At 71.9% G+C, this 18433-nt stretch carries 12 protein-coding genes and 2 pseudogenes; 9 read left to right on the top strand and 5 right to left on the bottom strand.

What is annotated here, in order from left to right:
• Window positions 1-275: 275 nt before the first annotated feature.
• From GV126_RS09775 to GV126_RS09750, 6 genes and pseudogenes are all read left to right on the top strand, one after another.
• Entirely contained in the window at window positions 276-1385 is a 1110-nt protein-coding gene (locus tag GV126_RS09775; protein ID WP_159664475.1) for a TraR/DksA C4-type zinc finger protein, read from the top strand.
• A 103-nt stretch (window positions 1386-1488) separates the two neighbouring features.
• Complete coding sequence (gene lspA, locus GV126_RS09770; protein WP_159664474.1) at window positions 1489-2262, top strand: signal peptidase II; 774 nt, start codon at window positions 1489-1491, stop codon at window positions 2260-2262.
• Window positions 2263-2335: 73 nt separating this feature from the next.
• Window positions 2336-3280, top strand: a complete 945-nt coding sequence (locus tag GV126_RS09765) for an RluA family pseudouridine synthase (RefSeq protein ID WP_028422531.1) — start codon at window positions 2336-2338, stop codon at window positions 3278-3280.
• Between the two features lie 134 nt (window positions 3281-3414).
• Window positions 3415-3818 (top strand): annotated as a pseudogene (locus GV126_RS09760) (GNAT family N-acetyltransferase).
• A gap of 143 nt (window positions 3819-3961) precedes the next feature.
• Complete coding sequence (locus GV126_RS09755; RefSeq protein ID WP_159664473.1) at window positions 3962-5548, top strand: Na+/H+ antiporter; 1587 nt, start codon at window positions 3962-3964, stop codon at window positions 5546-5548.
• Window positions 5549-5805: 257 nt separating this feature from the next.
• Window positions 5806-6544: pseudogene (locus GV126_RS09750) on the top strand (SDR family NAD(P)-dependent oxidoreductase).
• Window positions 6545-6556: 12 nt separating this feature from the next.
• Here GV126_RS09750 and GV126_RS09745 read toward each other — a convergent pair.
• Window positions 6557-7756: a mechanosensitive ion channel family protein gene (locus tag GV126_RS09745; RefSeq protein WP_159664472.1), complete on the bottom strand. Its 1200-nt coding sequence runs from the start codon at window positions 7754-7756 to the stop codon at window positions 6557-6559.
• Window positions 7757-7884: 128 nt separating this feature from the next.
• On the opposite strand from GV126_RS09745, the gene GV126_RS09740 reads away from it, so the two are divergent.
• The gene (locus GV126_RS09740) at window positions 7885-8463 is read left to right on the top strand and encodes a dienelactone hydrolase family protein (protein ID WP_159664471.1); all 579 of its coding nucleotides are present in this window, start codon (window positions 7885-7887) and stop codon (window positions 8461-8463) included.
• 38 nt (window positions 8464-8501) lie between these two features.
• Here the strand turns inward: GV126_RS09740 and GV126_RS09735 are convergent, their stop codons facing one another.
• The 3 genes from GV126_RS09735 to GV126_RS09720 all read right to left on the bottom strand — a co-directional run bounded on the left by GV126_RS09735 (window position 8502) and on the right by GV126_RS09720 (window position 13394).
• Window positions 8502-10184, bottom strand: coding sequence for an alkaline phosphatase D family protein (locus GV126_RS09735; RefSeq protein ID WP_159664470.1), 1683 nt, complete (start codon window positions 10182-10184; stop codon window positions 8502-8504).
• 100 nt (window positions 10185-10284) lie between these two features.
• Entirely contained in the window at window positions 10285-11127 is an 843-nt protein-coding gene (locus tag GV126_RS09730; RefSeq protein ID WP_159664469.1) for a thioredoxin domain-containing protein, read from the bottom strand.
• 917 nt (window positions 11128-12044) lie between these two features.
• Window positions 12045-13394, bottom strand: a complete 1350-nt coding sequence (locus GV126_RS09720) for a DUF2252 domain-containing protein (RefSeq protein ID WP_159664468.1) — start codon at window positions 13392-13394, stop codon at window positions 12045-12047.
• Between the two features lie 214 nt (window positions 13395-13608).
• Here GV126_RS09720 and dnaE point away from each other — a divergent pair, with 214 nt between their 5' ends.
• Entirely contained in the window at window positions 13609-17148 is a 3540-nt protein-coding gene (gene dnaE / locus GV126_RS09715) for a DNA polymerase III subunit alpha (protein WP_159664467.1), read from the top strand.
• A 91-nt stretch (window positions 17149-17239) separates the two neighbouring features.
• Here the strand turns inward: dnaE and GV126_RS35710 are convergent, their stop codons facing one another.
• A complete protein-coding gene (locus GV126_RS35710) occupies window positions 17240-17413 on the bottom strand; it encodes a hypothetical protein (RefSeq protein WP_185947838.1) in 174 nt (57 codons plus the stop codon).
• Between the two features lie 262 nt (window positions 17414-17675).
• Between GV126_RS35710 and GV126_RS09710 the strand changes: the two genes are divergently transcribed.
• The coding region (locus GV126_RS09710) for an NYN domain-containing protein (protein ID WP_438947834.1) at window positions 17676-18433 on the top strand (758 nt) is incomplete at its 3' end.

Here is an 18433-nt window from a genome sequence, read left to right as displayed (position 1 = left end):
GGCGCGGGGAGCGGGCCGTGACGGGGCTCGGGGCTGTGCGGCGCCGCGGGCCGCGTGGTGACCCGAACGGCGAGGGGGCGCACCGTCGGATCGTAGGACGGGCAGCTGGTCGGATTACCCGGCGAGGAGCTGGGCACAACGCATGCATGCCGGCCGCGCGGCACGCGCGAGGCGGGCGAATCGGGCGGCGTGCCCCGTTGCCGCGGGACTCGAGTCGATTTATCGTCCCAGCACGATTCGCGAGCAAGATCACAATATGTGAAGGGGCCGCGGCCATGGTGGCGAAGAAGACCGCCGAGCAGTCGGCGTCCGGCAGGTCCCGGGGTTCCGGCGCCGCCGGTGGCGCGCCGGCCGCCGCCGACAACGCGGTGGCGAAGAAGGCCGCCCGGAACGCGGTGTCCGGGAAGGCCCCCTCCAAGGCGGCGGCCGGGAAGGCCCCCTCCAGGGACGCCGCCGGGAAGACCCCCTCCAGGGAGGCAGCCGGGAGGGCTTCCCCCAGGGAGGCGGCCGGCGGGACGGCGGCGGGGGACACCCCCGGCCGGAAGGCCACGGCCGCGAAGAACTCCGCGCCGGGCCGCGCGGCGGCCGCCACCACCGCGAAGAAGCCCGCGAAGAAGGCGGCGAGGGCCGCCGCTGAGGGGGCACCCGCGCACGAAGCCTCCACGCGCGAGGTCCCCCCGCGCGAAGCGCCGGCACACGACGCCTTCGCGCAGGACGCCTCCGCGCGGGAAGCCCCGGCGCGCGAGGCGTCCGCGCCGCAAGCAGCCGCGCGGCGCGCCCCCGCGCGCGACGCGCACCCGGAGCGTGCGACCGGGGAGGGTGCGGTCGCGCGCGAAGTGGGCAGGAAGAGCACGGCCAAGAAGGTGGGCGCGGCTCGGGCCGCGAAGCAGACGGGAGCCACGACGGTGGTTGCGAAGAAGACTCCTGGTACGGCCACGGCGGCCACGACCGCCGTCCCCAAGGCGCGTCTCGCCGGGGCGGTGGAGCCGGGCGACCTCCCGGTGCGCCCGGGCGAGGACCCCTGGACCGAGGAGGAGGTCGAGGAGTCCCGTTCCGAACTGCTGTCCGAGGCGGAGCGGCTGCGGGCCGAGATCACCTCGTCCGAGGCGTCCCTCGCGGGCCTGATGCGGGACTCCGGGGACGGCGCGGGCGACGACCAGGCCGACACCGGCACCAAGAACATCACGCGCGAGCACGAGATGGCGCTCGCCGCCAACGCGCGCGAGATGCTGGTGCAGATCGAGCGCGCCCTGGAGCGGCTGGACGCGGGCACCTACGGGCTGTGCGAGAACTGCGGCAACCCCATCGGCAAGGCCCGCATGCAGGCCTTCCCGCGGGCCACCCTGTGCGTGGAGTGCAAGCAGAAGCAGGAACGCCGGTACTGAGCCCGGACAGACCGGTGCCGCGGACGGGAACGCCGGTACTGAACCCGGTGGGAGGCGTGCCGTAGTCTCGTCCCCAGTCAGGTACCTAGGTCGAGGGACTCACGTGGCAGAGGCGGAGCGCATCATCGGTACGCCGGACACCCCGGACGCGGCAGCGGGCGGCGGGCAGGAGCGGCCCGGCGCCGACGCGACGCCGGGCGAGCGCCCGGACACCGAGGCAGGACGGACCTCGGGCGCCGACGGGGCACGGACCCCGGCCGACGGACCCGGCGCCGACGACCCGGCGTCCGCGCCGGCCGCCCGGGACGCGTCGGACGCCGCCACCGAGGCATCCGGCCCGGCCGCCGCGGACGGTGCCGCGGGAGCGGCCCCTGCCGCCGGGCGGCCCCGTGGCCGGCGCCGGATCGCCGTGCTGCTCGCGGTCGCGGCCTTCGCGTACGCCCTCGACCTGATCAGCAAGATCATCGTGGTGGCCAAGCTGGAGCACCACGCCCCGGTGAAGCTCATCGGGGACTGGCTGCAGCTGGAGGCGATCCGCAACGCCGGTGCCGCCTTCAGCTTCGGCGAGGCCTACACGGTGATCTTCACGGTGATCGCGGCGGCCGTGATCGTGGTGATCATCCGGCTCGCCCGCAAGCTGTACAGCCTGCCCTGGGCGATCGCGCTCGGCCTGCTGCTCGGCGGTGCGCTGGGCAACCTCACCGACCGGATCTTCCGCGCGCCGCGCGTCTTCGAGGGCGCGGTCGTGGACTTCATCTCGCCCAAGCACTTCGCGGTCTTCAACCTCGCCGACTCGGCGATCGTGTGCGGCGGCATCCTGATCGTGCTGCTGTCCTTCCGCGGCCTGGACCCGGACGGCACGGTCCACAAGGACTGAGGCCGAGGCCGTCCACAGGCGGTTTTCCACAGGCTCGTGCGGGCCGGTTCCACCCGTCCGGCATACTCGACGGGTGAGCACGCTTCCCGAGATCCGTACCCTGCCCGTGCCCGACGGCCTGGAGGGCGAGCGCGTCGACGCCGCCATCTCCCGCATGTTCGGCTTCTCCCGCACGAAGGCGGCCGAGCTGGCCGCCGCGGGCAAGGTGCTCGTGGACGGCGCGGCCGTCGGCAAGTCCGAGCGGGTGCGCGGCGGGGCCTGGCTGGAGGTCGAGATGCCGCAGGCGCCCGCGCCCGTGCAGGTCGTCGCCGAGCCGGTCGAGGGCATGGAGATCGTGCACGACGACGAGGACGTGGTCGTGATCGTCAAGCCGGTCGGCGTGGCCGCGCACCCCAGCCCCGGCTGGACGGGCCCCACCGTGATCGGCGGGCTGGCCGCGGCCGGCTTCCGGATCTCCACCTCGGGCGCCGCCGAGCGCCAGGGCATCGTGCACCGCCTGGACGTGGGCACCTCGGGCCTGATGGTGGTGGCCAAGTCGGAGTACGCGTACACCTCGCTCAAGCGCCAGTTCAAGGAGCGCACGGTCGACAAGCGCTACCACACTCTCGTCCAGGGCCACCCGGACCCGACCAGCGGCACCATCGACGCGCCCATCGGCCGCCACCCCACCCACGACTACAAGTGGGCGGTCACCGCCGACGGCAAGCCGTCCGTGACGCACTACGACCTGATCGAGGCCTTCCGTGCCGCCTCGCTGCTCGACGTCAAGCTGGAGACCGGCCGCACCCACCAGATCCGCGTGCACATGGCCGCCCACCGCCATCCTTGCGTCGGCGACCTCACCTACGGCGCCGACCCCACCCTCGCCAAGCGGCTGAAGCTGACCCGGCAGTGGCTGCACGCCGTGCGGCTCGGCTTCGAGCACCCCGGCGACGGCCGCTGGGTGGAGTTCACCAGCGACTATCCCGAGGACCTGCAGCAGGCCCTGGACCAGGTCCGCGAGGAGACCTACGCATGAGCGGGCCGTCGTCCGAGCCGCCAGCCGGGCCGTCCTGCGAGTCGGCGCCCGGGCCGTCCTCCGAGTCGGCGTCCGGGCCGTCGTTCGTCACCCGCGTCGCCGAGGACCCCGCCGACCGCGAGGCGTGCTTCGCGGTGCGCAAGGAGGTCTTCGTCGTCGAGCAGGGCGTCCCCGAGGACATCGAGTACGACGCCTACGACGCGGTGGCCCTGCACGTGCTCGCCGTCCACGAGGACGGCACCCCGCTGGGCACGGGCCGGCTGCTGCACGGCGCGGCGGCCGCCGCGAAGACCGGCGGTGACGCGGGCTCGGCTCCCTGGGGCGGCTGGCCGTCACCCGGCGGGCCCGCGGGCTCGGCGGCGGCGCGGCCCTGGTGCGGGCCATCGAGGGGGCGGCACGCGCGCGGGGCCTGACCGCGGTGGACCTGCACGCGCAGACCCACGCGCTGGGCTTCTACGAGAAGCTGGGGTACGAGGCGTACGGTCCGGAGTTCCCCGACGCCGGCATCCCGCACCGGGCGATGCGGCGCACGCTGTAGGCACGCCGCAGGCACCGGCGCGTCACCGCCCCGCCGGAGTCCCCGTGAGGGGCGCCCGCAGGGCTCGGGCGGGCCGGTGAGCGGGGCGGCATGGCAGGCTGGAGGCTGCCGTGTGAACGTTTCGACCCCCGGGAGCGCCGTCCGTGGATCAGTTGGCCCTGCTGTTCGCCGTGCTGCTCGGGGCCGTGATCAGCGTGCCCGTCGGGGACCGGCTCGGGCTGCCCGCGCCGGTGCTGATGACGTGCTTCGGGATCGTCCTCGCCGTCCTCGACTTCGTGCCGAACGTCGCCATCCCGCCCGACCTGATCCTGCCCACGCTGCTGCCGCCGCTGCTCTACGCCGCCGTACGGCGTACCTCATGGCGGCAGTTCGCGGCGAACAAGCGGCCGATCTTCCTGCTGGCCGTGGCGCTGGTGTTCGTCACCACCCTCTGCGTGGCCGTCGTCGCCCACACCATCGTGCCGGGGCTGCCGCTGGCCGCCGCCGTGGCGCTCGGCGCGCTGGTCGCCCCGCCCGACCCGGTGGCGGCGACCGCCGTGGCCGGACAGCTGGGGCTGCCCCGCCGCCTGGTGTCCATCCTGGAGGGCGAGGGGCTGTTCAACGACGTCACGGCCATCGTGCTCTACCACGTCGCGATCGCCGCCGCCGTCAGCGGCGAGTTCTCCGCCTGGCACGCCGGGCTCGACCTGGTGCTGTCCGCGGTGGTCGCGGTCATCGTGGGCGTCGCGCTCGGCTGGGGCGCGAACAAGCTGCTGGACCTGCTGCAGGACGCCACCCTGCAGATCGGGCTGACCCTGCTCGTGCCCTACGCCTCCTACGTGCTGGCCGAGGAACTGCACGGCTCCGGGGTCCTGGCCGTGCTCACCACCGCGCTGTTCCTGGCCGAGTACGCCGCCGACGCGGACGACGTGCTGACCCGGCTGGCCGGGCACACCGTCTGGGACGTCGTCGACACCCTCGTCACCGGGGTCGCCTTCGGACTGATCGGACTGGAGCTGCACAACGCCATCCGGACGGCCTCCGGCCGCTGGGGCGAGCTGCTGGGCTGGGCGGCGGTGGTCGTCGGCGTGGTGGTGTTCGTCCGGCTGCTGTGGCTGCTGCCGGCGACCTGGCTGACCAAACGGCTGCACGCCCGGCGGGACTACGACGAGGACATCCCGACGAGCTGGCGGGAGACCGTCGTCATGTGGTGGGCGGGGATGCGCGGGGCGGCCTCGGTGGCGCTGGCCCTGGCCATCCCGCTCAAGACGGACAGCGGCGGGCCCTTCCCCGACCGGGACGAGATCGTGTTCATCGCCTTCGGCGTGATCATGGCGACCCTGGTGGTCCAGGGGCTCACCCTGCCCTGGCTGGTCAAGCGGCTGCGGGTGCGGGCCGACACCGAGCACGAGAAGGAGTTCGAACGGGAACTGGCCGTGCGGGCGGCCAAGGCGGCCAAGCGGCGGCTGCGCGAGATCGAGGCGGTGGAGGACCTGCCCGAGGAGGTCTCCGAGCAGATGCTGCGGCGGGCCTTCGAGATCGGGCTGCGGATCAACCCGCAGATCGGGGACGAGGAGCGGCGGGAGGCCCACGAGAAACGGGTGCGCAGGATCAAGCGGCTGCGGCGGATCCAGGGCGAGATGCTCAGCGCGGCCCGCCACGAGGTGCTCGCGGCGCGCAGCGAGCCCGGCGCCGACCCGGAGATCGTGGACCGGGTGCTGCGCCACCTGGACGTGCGCAGCCTGCGCTGAGCGGCTGCGGCTGCCGCGAACCGGCCGGAATCACGCTTGCCCTGCCGCCGGGCCCGCCCAGGGCCTGTCCGGCGGATCACGCCGCAGACGCGGGGCCTGGCACGCCCCTCTGCGGCGTTGTCGTCACTCGCCGACGCTCCGCGTCGACTCCCTCCTCCGCCTTGCACAGGAACGCACCATGCCCCGCTCACCTGGGCAGATCAGTCGCCGTGAGTTCCCTGCGACTTGATCCGCCGGACAGGCCCTAGGCTGTGATCATGACGCGCAACGTGGTGATCAGTGGTGGTGGTACGGGCATCGGTCTGGCTGCGGCCCAGCTGTTCGCGGCCCACGGCGACCGGGTCCTGCTGCTCGGGCGGCGCGAGGAGGTGCTGCGCAAGGCGCAGGTGCCCGGCGCGCTGACGTACGCCGCCGACGTGGGCGACGTGGCCTCGCTGCGCGGTGTCGCGCGGTTCGTGGCCGACGAGATGGGCGCCGTGGACGTGCTGATCCACAGCGCGGGCGGCTCGGGGCAACTGGAGCCCAAGGTGGAGCGGGAGGATCCGCTCGACCTCGTGGCCGACAACTGGATGACCAACTTCCGGATCAACACGCTGACCGCCGTCCTGCTCACCGAGGCCCTCAAGAGCCGGCTGGCCGAGCCCGGCGGACGGGTGCTGTTCCTCAGCTCCATCGCCGCCTACCGCGGCTCGGGGAGCGGCGCCTACGCCGCCTCCAAGGCGGCCCTGCACCCCTACGCCCACGACCTGGCCCGCCAGCTGGGCCCGCACGGGATCACGGTGAACGTCGTCGCCCCCGGCTACATCGAGGACACCGACTTCTTCGGCAACGCGATGGACGACGCCCGCCGCGAGCGGCTCGTCGCCGAGACGGTGAACAAGCGCCCCGGCACCCCGCGACGTCGCCGCCACCCTGCACTGGCTGGCCTCCCCGGCCGCCGGGCACATCACCTCCCAGATCATCCAGGTCAACGGCGGCGCGGAGCGCGGGCACTGAGCCGGGCGCGGCTCAGCGGCGCCCCCGCCCCGTCCCGGACTTGTCCAGGGAGGGCCACACGGCGCCGTCGCGGTCCCGGACCGCCGTGCCGCGCGTCTCGCCCCGTCCGCCGGAAGGCCCGTCGCCCCGTTGGTCGGGACGTCCCTCGCCCTGTGCGTCGCGGCGGATCTGGCGCGGGAGGACCGCCTGGGCCGTGTTGACCCGGGGCAGCGCGTAGGGATGCTCCTCGCACAGCCAGCGGATCATCTCCTCGCGCACGGCCACCCGCACCGTCCAGATGTCGTCGGAGTCCTTCGCCGTCACCAGCGCCCGCACCTCGATGGTGTTCGGCGTGGTGTCGGTGACCTGGAGGCTGTAGGCGCGGCCGTCCCAGGCCGGGCAGGCGCGCAGGATGTCGCGCAGCTTCTCCCGCATCGCCTCCAGGGGCGCGCAGTGGTCCAGGTGCCAGAAGACGGTTCCGGTCATCTGCGGTGTGCCGCGCGACCAGTTCTCGAAGGGGTTGGACGTGAAGTACGACACCGGCATCGTGATCCGGCGCTCGTCCCAGGTGCGCACCGTCAGGAAGGTCAGCGTGATCTCCTCCACGGTCCCCCACTCGCCGCGCACGACCACCGTGTCACCGATGCGCACCATGTCCCCGAAGGCGATCTGCAGCCCGGCGAACAGGTTGCTCAGCGTGGACTGCGCGGCGACGCCCGCGACGATGCCGAGGATGCCGGCCGAGGCCAGCAGCGAGGCACCGGCGGCGCGCATCTGCGGGAAGGTCAGCAGCATGGAGGCGGCGGCGACCACGATGACGATCGCCGAGACCACCCGCATGATCAGCTCGACCTGGGTGCGCACCCGCCGCACCCGGGCCGGGTCCCGCTGGGCGCGGGAGCTGGCGTAGCTGCGGTAGGAGGTCTCGACGACGGCCGCCGCGATCCTGATCGTCAACCAGGCGGCCGACCCGATCAGCACCAGGGTCAGGGAGCGGCCCACGCCGACCCGGTGCTCCTGCAGCAGCTTCGTCTGGTCGTAGGAGCCTCTGAGCAGGGCGGAGCACAGCACGAGCTGGTAGGGCACGCGGGCGCGGCGCAGCAGCCCCCACAGCGGCGTCTCGTGGTGGCGTTCGTCTGCCTTGCGCAGCAGCAGGTCGGTGGCCCAGCCGACGACCAGGGTGAAGACGACCGAGCCGCCGAGGACGAGCAACGGGCGGAGTACGTTCTCCATGCCTGCGAACGTAACCGGCCCCGAGAGACATGAACATGTGTCTTCGCGGCGTTCCCGGGTAGGGCGGCGCCCCTGTGGTGAGGACCTCGGGGACCGGCGGTGTCGTACCCGGCTGGCACCATGGCCTCATGAACATCATGCTCTTCCACTCGACCCATGGCCTCACACCCGCGGTGCGCCAGGCTGCGGACCGGCTGCGCGCGGCCGGGCACGAAGTGTGGACCCCCGACCTCTTCGAGGGGCGCACGTTCGACTCGGTCGAGGAGGGCATGGCCCACAAGGACCGGATCGGCAAGGAGGAGCTGCTGCGGCGGGCCGTGCTGGCCGCGGCGCCCTACTCGGAGCGGGGCCTGGTGTACGCCGGTTTCTCGCTGGGCGCCTCCGTCGCGCAGACGCTGGCGCTCGGCGACGACAAGGCCCGCGGCCTGCTGCTCCTGCACGGCACCTCCGACATCGCGCCCAACGCGCACGTGGAGGACCTGCCGGTGCAGCTGCACGTGGCCGAGCCCGACCCGTTCGAGACGGACGACTGGCTGAGCGCCTGGTACCTGCGGATGGGCCGGATCGGCGCCGACGTCGAGGTCTACCGGTACGCCGGGGCCGGCCACCTGTACACCGACCCCGACCTGCCGGACTACGACGCGGAAGCCGCCGAGGCCACCTGGCGGGTGGCGCTCGGCTTCCTCGACGCCCTGGAGGAGTCCTAGGCCGGCGGCGGGCGTCCTGGGCGACGCCCGCGCGAGCCTCAGACGGGGGTGTACGTCCGCTCCACCTTCTGTGTGCCGCTGCGCGTGCGGTACGAACGGACCCAGGCGGAGGTCGCGTTTGGATCCGTGCGGTCGGACAGCGTGTAGTAGTCCATCTGCGCCCGCTCGGCGGTGATGTCCAGCACGCCGTAGCCGTGGCGGTCGGTGTCGACCCAGTGCACGTGCCGGTTGGCGGCGCGGATCACCGGCGCGGCGAGCGCCGAGACGGTGCCCTCGGGGACCTTGACGACGTCGTCGAGGTTGTCGGAGGTCAGCGAGGTCACCACGAACTCCGTGGCCGCCGACGGGGAGAGCGGGTACGTGCCGGCGTCCACGGGGACGTCGTTGGCCCACGCCATGTGGATGTCCCCGGTGAGGAAGACGGTGTTGCGGATGGCGTGCGCGCGCAGGTGGGCCAGCAACTCCCGGCGGTCGTCGGTGTAGCCGTCCCACTGGTCGGTGTTGACGGCCAGCCCCTCCCGCGGCAGCCCGAGCAGTTCGGCCAGCGGCCGGAGCAGGTCGGCGGAGAGCGAGCCGACGGCGAAGGGGGAGATCATCACCGAGTTGCCGACCAGCCGCCAGGTGGTGTCGGAGGCCGCCAGGCCCGCCTTGAGCCAGTCCAGTTGGGCGCGTCCGGTGATCGTGCGGTCCGTGTCGTCCACCGAGCCGGACCCGGTGGCGGCCTGCTGGGAGCGGAAGGAACGCAGGTCGAGCAGGGACAGGTCGGCCAGCTTGCCGAAGCGCAGCCGCCGGTAGGTGGTGCCCTCGATCGCCGGGCGCACCGGCATCCACTCGAAGTAGGCCTGCTTCGCGGCCGCCGCGCGGGCGCTCCAGGTGCCCTCGGCGCCCTCGGTGTGGTTGACCGCGCCGCCCGCCCAGGCGTTGTCGGCGAACTCGTGGTCGTCCCAGATCGCGACGACCGGTGCGGCGTGGTGCAGCGCCTGCAGATCGGGGTCGGTCTTGTAGGTGGCGTGCCGGAGGCGGTAGTCGGCGAGGGTGACGGTCTCGTGCGCGGGGGAGTGCGGGCGCACCACCGTGCCGCGGGCGGCGTACTCGCCCGAGGCGTACTCGTAGATGTAGTCCCCGAGGTGCAGCCAGGCGTCCAGGTCGCCGCGGGCGGCCAGATGGCGGTACGCGGCGAAGTGGCCGGCCTCCCAGTTGGCGCACGAGACCACGCCGAAGCGCAGGCGGGCGAGGTCGGCGTCGCGGGCGGGCGCGGTGCGGGTGCGGGCGACGGGGGAGTCGGTGCCGCCGGCCGAGAAGCGGAACCAGTAGTCGGTGGCCGGCTCCAGGCCCCGTACGTCGGCCTTGACGGTGTGGTCCGAGGCGGCCCTCGCGGTGACGGAGCCCTTGGCGACGACGTCCGTGCACGCCCGGTCCCGGGCCACCACCCAGCTCACCTCGGTGTCCGGGCCGCGCCCCGAGCCCGGGGTCGCCTCGGCGGTGGGGGTCACCCGGGTCCACAGCAGGATGCCGTCGGGCAGCGGGTCGCCGGAGGCCACGCCGTGCAGGAAGGCGGGCGCCTGGGCGGCGGCCCGCGCCGGGAGCGCGGCGGCGAGCGGCCCGGCCAGCACGGCGGTGGCCGCGGCGGCCCTGACGACCGTACGGCGGCGCGGGGCAGGGGAGTCGGCGCCCTCCGGGCGCGGGGCGGCGTCCTGGGGTGCTCTGTATCGACTGGTCACGGCCGATCACATTACTGACCGGTACGCGCCAAGAGCGGGCGAACGCATGAAAGTTCGCCCGCTCTTCATGCGGGTCGGGCCCGCGGCGGGGCGGGCGGGGTCAGCCCTTGAGCGCCGCGCCCACCACCGAGTTGAACTCCTGCACCGTCATCGGCGGGTTCTGCGTGCCGGGGGTGGTGAGGACCTTGCCGTCCATGACGAAGCTGGGCGTGCCGGTCACGCCGTCCTTGTTGGTGTCCCAGGCCTTCGACATCGCCAGCGCCCAGGCGTCGTACGTGCCCTTCTTCACCGCCGTGTCGAACGTGGCGTTGTTCTTCAGCGCCGGGACGGTGTTCGCGATCTTGATGAGGTAGTCGTCGTCCTTGAACTTGTCGGTCGTCTCCTCCGGGTGCCACTTGGCGGAGTAGAGCGCCGTCTTGTACTCCAGGAACGCCTCGGGGCTGACGTTCAGGGCGGCGCCCAGCGCGCTCATCGCGTTCTTGGAGCCCTCGCCGCGCGAGCCGATGGTGCCCTTGCCGAGCGCGTCGCCGTCGATGAACGTGCCGCCGACGAACTGCATCTTGAACTTGCCGTCGTCGAGGTCCTTCTTCAGGGTCGGGCCGACGGTCTGCTCGAACTGGGCGCAGATCGGGCAGCGCGGGTCCTCGTAGACCTTCAGGGTCTTCTTCGCGGTGCTCTTGCCGATGACGACCGTGGTGCCGTCCTTGCCCGAGGTGTGGGCCGGTGCGACGACCTTCTCGTCCTTCACGGCCTCCCAGTGGCCGGGCTTGTTGGCCTGGACGACGGCGTAGCCTATGCCGCCGGCCGCCGCCAGCACGACGACGACCGCGCCGGCGACGATGAGCTGCCGCTTGGTCCGGTCGCGCTTGGCCTGGCGCTCCCGCTCGGCGCGCAGCCGCTCCCGGGCCGCCGTCTTCGCCTGCTGGCTGTTGCGCTTGCTCATGGTGGTGTTCTCCCTGGGGGACGCGCGGCGGTGCCGCGCTCGGTACGGATGGGGACCGGATGTGCCGTGGCTGGATCGCCGCTCAGCCGAGGCCGAGGGCGAGGGCGGCCGGGCGGGGCGGTCCGCGCCGTCCCAGGGCCGGCTCTTATACACATCTGACGCTGCCGACGGCTCCCTCCGTGGTGGTCGCCTCGGCTGCCGTATCTGCCCACACACGACCACTCGCCGACGATGCAGACTCAGCAGTACGCGCCGGCCGGTGCGCGGCGGGCACGCGGCCGACGGTGACGGCCGCCACCGCCAGCAGCAGCGGCCGGAACGTGGTCGCGGCCACCGCCCGCAGCAGCTGGGCCAGGGCCCGCTCGCCGCGGCGCAGCCATCCGGCCGCCAGCAGGGCGACGCCGACGTGCGCGGCCAGCAGCAGCCAGGCGGTGGCGGGGTCGGCGTGGGCGAGCAGCGTGGCGAGCCGGTCGCCGTCCGTGCCGGTCATGCGGACCAGCGGCGTGCCGACGTCGGTGCCGTTGCCGCACAGCACGTCCCAGCCCACCGGGCGCAGCGGCCCGGCGAGCGGGCCGCCCGCGGGGCCGTAGCAGACGTGCTGGCCGGTGGTGAAGACGGTGTCCGCGGCCAGTTCCAGCGGGACCAGCAGGGCGGCGATCCGTCCGAAGCCGCGCTCGCGGCCCGCCAGGGCGTAGGCGAGCGCGAACACGGCGGCCGCGACCGCGGCCACCGTGGGCAGCGGCAGCGGGGCCCGGGACAGCAGTACGTGCGACGCGGTGCTGAGCGTCACGACCATCGCCGTGAACAGCGCCGCGCGCACGGCTCTGAGCTGGGTCCCGGATATGTCCATAGCGAGAGGACAGTGTGTCACGTGAGCCGGTAAGAGGCTCCTAAAGAATTCCTGTGCGACCGGCTCGTCACAGACCCGGAATGCGTCCGTTGCGGAACAGGTCCACGAAGATCTGGTGGTCGGCGCGGGCCCGGGCGCCGTAGCTGTGCGCGAAGTCCACGAGCAGCGGGGCGAAGCCCTCCTCGTCGGCCGCGATGGCCGCGTCGATGGCCCGCTCCGTGGAGAACGGCACCAGCGACTCGCCGGAGGTGTCGTCCGCCGCCGCGTGCATGGTGGCCGTGGCCCGGCCCAGGTCGGCGACCACCTCGGCGATCTCCTCCGGGTCGTCGATGTCGTCCCACTCCAGGTCGACGGCGTACGGGGAGACCTCCGCGACCAGCTGCCCGGCGCCGTCCAGCTCGGTCCAGCCCAGCCACGGGTCGGCGTGCGCCTGCAGGGCGCGCTGGGAGATCACCGTGCGGTGGCCCTCGTGCTGGAAGTAGTCGCGGATGGCGGGGTCGGTGATGTGCCGGGAGACGGCCGGGGTCTGGGCCTGCTTGATGTAGATCACGACGTCGTTCTCCAGGGCGTCGCTGTTGCCCTCCAGCAGGATGTTGTAGGAGGGCAGGCCCGCCGAGCCGATGCCGATGCCCCGGCGGCCGACGACGTCCTTGACCCGGTAGGAGTCGGGCCGGGTCAGCGAGCTCTCCGGCAGCGTCTCCAGGTAGCCGTCGAAGGCGGCCAGCACCTTGTAGCGGGTGGCGGCGTCCAGCTCGATGGAGCCCCCGCCGGGGGCGAACCGGCGTTCGAAGTCGCGGATCTCCGTCATCGACTCCAGCAGCCCGAACCGGGTCAGCGCGCGGGCGTCACGCAGCGCGTCCAGCAGCGGACCCTGCGCGGTGTCCAGCGTGAACGGCGGCACCTCGTCGCTCTTGGCGCCCGTGGCCAGGGCGTGGATGCGCTCGCGGTAGGCCGCCGCGTAGACCGTCACCAGCTCGGTGATCTGGGCGTCGCTGAGCGCCTTGGCGTACCCGATGAGGGCGACGGAGGCGGCGAAGCGCTTCAGGTCCCAGGTGAACGGGCCGACGTAGGCCTCGTCGAAGTCGTTGACGTTGAACACCAGGCGGCCGCCGGAGTCCATGTACGTGCCGAAGTTCTCCGCGTGCAGGTCGCCGTGGATCCACACCCGCGAGGTGCGTTCGTCCAGGTAGGGGCCGCTCAGGCCCCTCCCGCCGCCCCATTCGGCGTTTCCGCTGTCCAGGTCGTGGTAGAAGAGGCACGCCGTACCCCGGTAGAACGCGAAGGCCGAGGCGGCCATCTTGCGGAACTTCACCCGGAACGCGGCCGGGTCGGCGGCGAGCAGCTCGCCGAAGGCGGTGTCGAAGACGGCGAGGATCTCCTCGCCGCGCTGCTCGTCGCCAAGCTGGGGGACCGACATCGCTGGGTGCCTCCTGGTGCGGGTGGTGCACTGACAAGGGGTGGAACGGATCTTCCTCCTCCGCCAACGACCGGCGCCGCGGGGGAGTGCCCGGTTCCCCGCCAGAAGGTACGCGGCGCGAGCGGCCGTGTGTCAGTGGCGGGGCATAGACTTCGACGCTGTCCCCCAGACTGTCCGCAAGCCGTCGCCCGATGTTCTCCCTGGAGGCAGCACCGTGTCGAAGCCGCCGTTCACGCACCTGCACGTCCACACCCAGTACTCGCTGCTGGACGGTGCCGCGCGGCTGAAGGACATGTTCAACGCGTGCAACGAGATGGGCATGACGCACATCGCCATGTCCGACCACGGCAACCTCCACGGCGCGTACGACTTCTTCCACTCCGCGAAGAAGGCCGGAATCACCCCGATCATCGGGATCGAGGCGTATGTCGCCCCGGAGTCCCGGCGCAACAAGCGCAAGATCCTGTGGGGCCAGCCGCACCAGAAGAAGGACGACGTCTCCGGTTCGGGTGGCTACACCCACAAGACGATGTGGGCGGTGAACAAGACCGGCCTGCACAACCTCTTCCGGCTGTCCTCCGACGCCTACGCCGAGGGCTGGCTGCAGAAGTGGCCCCGGATGGACAAGGAGACCATCGCCCAGTGGTCGGAGGGCATCGTCGCCTCCACCGGCTGCCCCTCCGGCGAGGTGCAGACCCGGCTGCGCCTCGGCCACTTCGACGAGGCCCTGAAGGCCGCCGCCGACTACCAGGACATCTTCGGCAAGGACAAGTACTTCCTGGAGCTGATGGACCACGGCATCGAGATCGAGCGCCGGGTCCGTGACGGCCTGCTGGAGATCGGCAAGAAGCTCGGCATCCCCCCGCTGGTCACCAACGACTCGCACTACACCTACGCCCACGAGGCGCAGGCGCACGACGCGCTGCTGTGCATCCAGACCGGCAAGAACCTCTCCGACCCCGACCGCTTCAAGTTCGACGGCACCGGCTACTACCTGAAGTCGACCGAGGAGATGTACGCCATCGACTCCTCGGACGCCTGGCAGGAGGGCTGCGCCAACACGCTGCTGGTCGCCGAGATGGTCGACACCACCGGCATGTTCGAAAAGCGCGACCTCATGCCCAAGTTCGACATCCCGGAGGGCTACACCGAGGTCACCTGGTTCCAGGAGGAGGTCCGGCGCGGCATGCAGCGCCGCTACCCGGACGGCATCCCCGAGGACCGCCAGAAGCAGGCCGAGTACGAGATGGACGTCATCATCCAGATGGGGTTCCCGGGCTACTTCCTCGTGGTCGCCGACTTCATCATGTGGGCCAAGAAGAACGGCATCGCCGTCGGCCCCGGCCGTGGCTCCGCGGCGGGCTCGATCGTCGCCTACGCCCTGGGCATCACCGACCTCGACCCCATCCCGCACGGCCTGATCTTCGAGCGGTTCCTGAACCCCGAGCGCATCTCGATGCCGGATGTCGACATCGACTTCGACGAGCGCAGGCGCGCCGAGGTCATCCGGTACGTCACCGAGAAGTACGGCGCCGACAAGGTCGCCCAGATCGGCACCTACGGCACCATCAAGGCCAAGAACGCGATCAAGGACTCCGCGCGCGTGCTGGGCTACCCGTACGCGATGGGCGACCGGATCACCAAGGCCATGCCCGCCGACGTCCTCGGCAAGGGCATCCCGCTGTCCGGCATCACCGACCCCGAGCACCCCCGGTACTCGGAGGCCGGCGAGGTCCGCTCGATGTACGAGAACGAGCCGGACGTGAAGAAGGTCATCGACACCGCGCGCGGCGTGGAGGGCCTGGTGCGGCAGATGGGCGTGCACGCCGCCGGCGTGATCATGTCCAGCGAGCCCATCGTCGACCACGTCCCGGTCTGGGTCCGGCACACCGACGGCGTGACCATCACGCAGTGGGACTACCCGAGCTGCGAGTCGCTCGGCCTGCTGAAGATGGACTTCCTGGGCCTGCGCAACCTGACCATCATGGACGACGCCGTCAAGATGGTGAAGGCGAACAAGGGGATCGACATCGATCTCCTCAGCCTCCCGCTGGACGACCCCAAGACCTTCGAGCTGCTCCAGCGCGGCGACACCCTCGGCGTCTTCCAGTTCGACGGCGGCCCCATGCGCTCCCTGCTGCGCATGATGAAGCCCGACAACTTCGAGGACATCTCCGCCGTCTCGGCCCTGTACCGGCCGGGCCCGATGGGCATGAACTCCCACATCAACTACGCGCTGCGCAAGAACGGCCAGCAGGAGATCACGCCGATCCACCCGGAGCTGGAGGAGCCGCTCAAGGAGGTCCTGGACGTCACCTACGGCCTGATCGTCTACCAGGAGCAGGTGCAGAAGGCCGCCCAGATCATCGCCGGCTACTCGCTCGGCGAGGCCGACATCCTCCGCCGCGTCATGGGCAAGAAGAAGCCCGAGGAGCTGGCGAAGAACTTCACCATCTTCCAGGCCGGCGCCCGCAAGAACGGCTACAGCGACGAGGCCATCCAGGCCCTGTGGGACGTGCTGGTCCCCTTCGCCGGCTACGCGTTCAACAAGGCGCACTCCGCCGCCTACGGCCTGGTGTCGTACTGGACGGCCTACCTCAAGGCCAACCACCCCGCCGAGTACATGGCCGCCCTGCTGACCTCCGTCAAGGACGACAAGGACAAGTCGGCCGTCTACCTCAACGAGTGCCGCCGCATGGGCATCCGGGTGCTGCCGCCCAATGTCAACGAGTCCGAGTCGAACTTCGCCGCGCAGGGCGACGACGTGATCCTCTTCGGCCTGTCCGCCGTGCGCAACGTCGGCACCAACGTCGTCGAGTCGATCATCAAGACCCGCAAGTCCAAGGGGAAGTACACCTCCTTCCCCGACTACCTCGACAAGGTCGAGGCCGTGGTCTGCAACAAGCGCACCACCGAGTCGCTGATCAAGGCCGGCGCCTTCGACTCCCTGGGGCACACCCGCAAGGGCCTCATCGCCCAGTACGAGCCGATGATCGACAACGTGGTCGCGGTCAAGCGCAAGGAGGCCGAGGGGCAGTTCGACCTCTTCGGCGGGATGGGCGAGGAGACCGGCGGCGAGCCCGGCTTCGGCCTCGACGTGGAGTTCTCCACCGACGAGTGGGACAAGACCTACCTGCTCGCCCAGGAGCGGGAGATGCTCGGCCTGTACGTCTCCGACCACCCGCTGTTCGGCCTGGAGCACGTGCTGGCCGACAAGGCGGACGCGGGCATCTCCCAGCTCACCGGCGGTGACTTCGGTGACGGCGCGGTCGTCACCATCGGCGGCATCATCTCCGGCCTGCAGCGCAAGATGACCAAGCAGGGCAACGCCTGGGCGATCGCCACCGTGGAGGACCTCGCCGGCTCCATCGAGTGCATGTTCTTCCCGGCGACCTACCAGCTGGTGTCCACCCAACTCGTGGAGGACGCCGTGGTGTTCGTCAAGGGCCGCCTGGACAAGCGGGAGGACGTGCCCCGGCTGGTGGCGATGGAGCTGATGGTCCCCGACCTGTCCACGGCGGGCACCAACGCTCCGGTGGTGCTCAGCATCCCGGCCCTGAAGGTCACCCCGCCCATGGTCAGCCGCCTCGGCGAGATCCTGCGCAACCACAAGGGCGACAGCGAGGTGCGGATCAAGCTCCAGGGCCCGCGCAAGACCACGGTGCTGCGCCTGGACCGGCACCGGGTCAAGCCGGACCCGGCCCTGTTCGGCGACCTGAAGGTGCTGCTCGGCCCGTCCTGCCTGGCCGGCTGACGACAACAAGGGGCGTGCCCGGTCACCGGGTACGCCCCTTGTGCATATCAACGCCGCGTCACTGCGCGGTCAACGGCCCTTCGCACCGGCCTCAGTTGTGGCCGAAGCGCTTCTGCCGGCCCTTGCGGGCCGTGGTGGGCTGGCCGGGCTGCGCACTGTGGTGCTCGGGCTGCGGCTCCGTCACCGAGTGCTCCGTCTCCTGGGGGCCGTTGGCGGCGACGGACGCCTTCTGCCGGCTGCGGTCCTGCTTGCGGTTCTTGGCCATGGTGATCAACCTCCTGTGGGGGATCTAGGGGCCAGGGCCGGGACCAGATTCACATACGCCGACAATGAACGCATGTCGGATAATTACCGTATGTAACAAGGCTCATCGGGCCGCACGGCCCCGAAACGCCACGCCGAAGATCGAGTTCGGGCCGTTAACCCGGGCGCCGTCGGGCAGACTCGAAACAAGCCCGAAAGCAACCCCGAGGCAACACCTCGAGCACCGCTGCCCGAAGCTACCTCCCGGAAAGAGGGTGGATCGCGTGGACCGCTGCGTCGTCCTGGTGGACGCCGGGTATCTGCTGGGGGCCGCCGCGAGCCTCCTCGCCGGGGAGCCGTCGCGGTCCCGGATCACCGTCGACCACGCCGCGCTCGTCCACGGCCTGCGCGAACAGGCCGAGTCCGACACCGAGCGCCCCCTGCTGCGCATCTACTGGTTCGACGGCGCCCCCGACCGCGTCCCGCAGCCCGAGCACCGCAGACTGCGCGTGATGCCCCGCGTCACCGTCCGCCTCGGCGCGCTCACCCGCAGTGACGGACGCTGGGCGCAGAAGGGCGTGGACGCGGCCATGCACGCCGAACTCACCGAGCTGGCCCGCAACCGCGCCTGCTCCGACGTGGTCCTCGTCACCGGCGACGGCGACCTGCTGCCCGGGATGATGGCCGCCAAGGAGCACGGCGTCGCCGTCCACCTGTGGGCCGTGCAGGCCGCCGACGGCGACTACAACCAGTCCGAGGACCTGGTCGCCGAGGCCGACGAGCGCCGTGTGCTGGACCGCACCTGGATCACCAAGGCCGTCCGCGCCAAGGAACTGGGCGGCGTGTGCGCCCCGCCCCCCGCCCCCCGCCCCGAGATCACCGCCATCCTCCCCGCGCCGCTACCCGCCTCCGCCCCCCCCCCCCCGGGCCACCCCCCGGCCCCCGCCTTCGCCGGCCCCCGCAGCGCCGCGGGGCGGATCGCGGCGAGCTCGGGGCGGGGCGCGGGGGGGGGGGGGGCACACCCGCCCCGCGCCCTTGGGCG

It is taken from the genome of Streptomyces mexicanus (assembly GCF_902506575.1).
GTDB lineage: Bacteria > Actinomycetota > Actinomycetes > Streptomycetales > Streptomycetaceae > Streptomyces > Streptomyces mexicanus.
The sequence above is the reverse complement of the archived record's forward strand: the minus strand, read 5'-3'. Positions and strand labels throughout refer to the sequence as shown.

Excerpts from the sequence above, each read along its gene's own strand:
- GV126_RS09745 (WP_159664472.1), bottom strand. The coding sequence starts at position 7,756 with ATGGAGAACGTACTCCGCCCGTTGCTCGTCCTCGGCGGCTCGGTCGTC.
- GV126_RS09740 (WP_159664471.1), top strand. The coding sequence starts at position 7,885 with ATGAACATCATGCTCTTCCACTCGACCCATGGCCTCACACCCGCGGTG.
- GV126_RS09775 (WP_159664475.1), top strand. The coding sequence starts at position 276 with ATGGTGGCGAAGAAGACCGCCGAGCAGTCGGCGTCCGGCAGGTCCCGG.
- GV126_RS09720 (WP_159664468.1), bottom strand. The coding sequence starts at position 13,394 with ATGTCGGTCCCCCAGCTTGGCGACGAGCAGCGCGGCGAGGAGATCCTC.
- GV126_RS09730 (WP_159664469.1), bottom strand. The coding sequence starts at position 11,127 with ATGAGCAAGCGCAACAGCCAGCAGGCGAAGACGGCGGCCCGGGAGCGG.
- GV126_RS35710 (WP_185947838.1), bottom strand. The coding sequence starts at position 17,413 with ATGGCCAAGAACCGCAAGCAGGACCGCAGCCGGCAGAAGGCGTCCGTC.